Origin of the sequence: Intrasporangium sp. (genome assembly GCF_035280925.1) — a bacterium.
GTDB lineage: Bacteria > Actinomycetota > Actinomycetes > Actinomycetales > Dermatophilaceae > Intrasporangium.
On sequence record NZ_DATEEY010000054.1, the window covers coordinates 1 to 2,375 of the forward strand.

The window sequence follows — 2,375 nt, forward strand, 5'->3', positions numbered from 1 at the left end:
GGAGTGAGTCCTGCCTGGTGGGCGGCCCCGAACGGTCTTGGGTCGCCTGGTCGCCTGGGGGTGATCGGTCGGCCGGTCGGGTCCTCTGCCGCGGGTGCGGCTGCCCTTGGGCCTTGCGGTTCCCGGGTTTCCTGGTTCGCGGGCTGGGCAGACCGGCGGCTGCCGGTGTGGGCCGCACAGCCAGGTTGGCAGCTCTCCGTTCCCCATCCTCTGGTGGGGTTCGGTCACACCTTTCCCTTCGCCGTGCTCGCTGTCCGAGCCCGCGTCTGCCGATGATCACGGCCGCCGCGTGATGGCCGGTCACATCAGCGCAGAACTTTTGTTGTTGTTGCAATGTGCGAAGCCAATGCTGGGCGCCCCACCGGCTGGTGTAGGCCGGGTCGACGGCGATGACGGTCAGGCCGGTGTTGGTGGCCATCTCGACGAGCCGGTGCCGGAACTTGCCGGTGGGGATACCCGCCACCTGCCGCCGGAACGCACGCCCCCGCCCGCCGCGTTGCGGCCGCTGGCCGGACCGTTCCCGCCCCTCGTCACGGGCGTCAGCAAAGTCGAGATCCTCGACCACGACCGCCTGCCCGCCGTGCCGTTTGGCGAGGCGAAGCAGCGCGGAGATGGCTGATCGCAGCCGGCCGTCCCGGACCGAAGCCGCCACGCCGGCCAGGTCGAGCGGGACCGTGCACGGTGCGCCCACCGGATTGCCCGACCGGTCGAGCATGACCGCGGCAAGATGGCCGGCGTTCACGTCGACTGCCACCACCGGTCCGTGGCGTAGCTGGTCGAGCTCGACCGGCGGCTCGGGGATGGTCATCCACGAAGCGTCCAGATACCAGCGGTCCTTGCCCGGGTGGTAACTGATGTCGTAGCGGACCGCGCCGGTGCGAGTCTGGGCGGCGACCTCCTCGCCCCGGTAGGGAAAGCGCACCTGGCCGATCCGATACCGGCCATGGGCGGCGTTGGCCAGCTGAGCCAACGGTTGGGGGAGCCTGACCTCCAAGGTCTGCGCAGCGGGGTCCCAGCGGATCGTCTCGTTCCCCAGCCGCTTGTCCGCCTCGCCGTCCGCGGTCAGAAACAGGCGGGCCGCCTCCCACCGCCTGCGCCAACCCAGCTCGTCCAGACCGGCCGCCTGAAGGTTGTGACGGGCCCGGGCCAGCCGTCGGCCGCCACGACACACCGACATCGTGCCCTGCGCCAGCCGGGCTTCCACCACCCGCAGACGGGTCTGCAGGACCTGCAGGCGGCGCTGCTTCTCCCACCGCTCGTCCCGCGTCGCATACCCCCGCGTCCGGCCCTGACGGCCGCCGACCGGGACAACCAGCCGCCGGCGCAGCCGCCCAACCCGGGCTCGCAGACTGCGCTGCTCGGCCAGCAGGTTCCGCCCCGCCAACCGCCAGCCGTCCTCGCTGGTGCGGGTGATCGCCCCCGCCCACCGTGACGTGCACGCGGCAGTCAACGCCTGCTTTCGCCCCGTCCGAGACTGCTGCTTGCCCCTGCCGTCCAGGCGGCCCTGCGAGCACCGCCACGCCAGATCACGACCCGCCAGCACACCCAGATGCCTACCCGCCGCTCGCAACACCGTGGCGTCCGCCGCTGACACCGCAAGCCGGGTGCGCACTCGCACACCCGCCGGCGGGGCGACCACCAACGGCCCGGCGAGCGGGCGCAGACGCCGGCGGCGCACCCGGCCTTGCCCGCTCCTGCCAGGCACCGGTGCTACTGGTACTCGTCGTCGGTGGACCGCCACACCACGGTCCCCGTACCCGCATCGACAACGCGGACCTCCTGGATGGCCGGGTCGTCGACGCCCTCGATGGCCGTGGCAACAGCCGCCGCACGATCGGTGTATGTCCGACTGAAGGCGTCCGATGGCAGCCAGTCACTAGACAGGGTCAGATCACTCTCGATCCGATAGCCGCTGCCCACGTCCTTCACCTCCCTCTGCTTGCCTTACCCCCGGCAGGCCGGGCTGCCTCCAGGCGGTTCTTTCCGGACAGCCCGGCAGGAAGCTCCTGAGCGCGCTCATGACGACATGCTCCCACCAGCCTGTGACGGCAACGCCTTCGGCCCCACGTCGCGCTCCGCGCAGCGCAACGCCTTCTGCGCCCGGTTCCGGGCCGAACGGCGACCGTACAACCGGGCGCAAAACGACGTGAGCACCTCCAGCATGTCCCGCACCAGATCGTCGTCGACCTCACCGTCGTCGAGCACCACCAGACGCCGGCCGTGCGCCGAAAGGGCCGCTTCCACCAGCTCGGCGTTCATCCTCGCCAGCCGGTCCCGGTGCTCCACCACGACCATGGTCACCCTCGGATCGGCCAGCAGGCGGCGCAGCTTCGAGCGACACCCATTCATCCCGGAGCCGACCTCGACCTCCACGC

Annotated in this window: 3 protein-coding genes; all 3 read right to left on the bottom strand. The window is 71.2% G+C overall.

The features are described from left to right. Positions 1–1,384 (bottom strand): hypothetical protein (locus tag VJN29_RS05550; RefSeq protein WP_324142589.1); only part of this gene is annotated, 1,384 nt, incomplete at its 3' end. Positions 1,385–1,710: 326 nt separating this feature from the next. Beyond that, positions 1,711–1,929 carry a hypothetical protein gene (locus tag VJN29_RS05555; RefSeq protein ID WP_324142590.1) on the bottom strand — a complete coding sequence of 73 codons (219 nt, stop codon included), beginning with the start codon at positions 1,927–1,929 and terminating at the stop codon, positions 1,711–1,713. Between the two features lie 87 nt (positions 1,930–2,016). Further along, on the bottom strand, positions 2,017–2,375 hold a 359-nt coding region (locus VJN29_RS05560), incomplete at its 5' end, for an IS607 family transposase (RefSeq protein WP_324142591.1).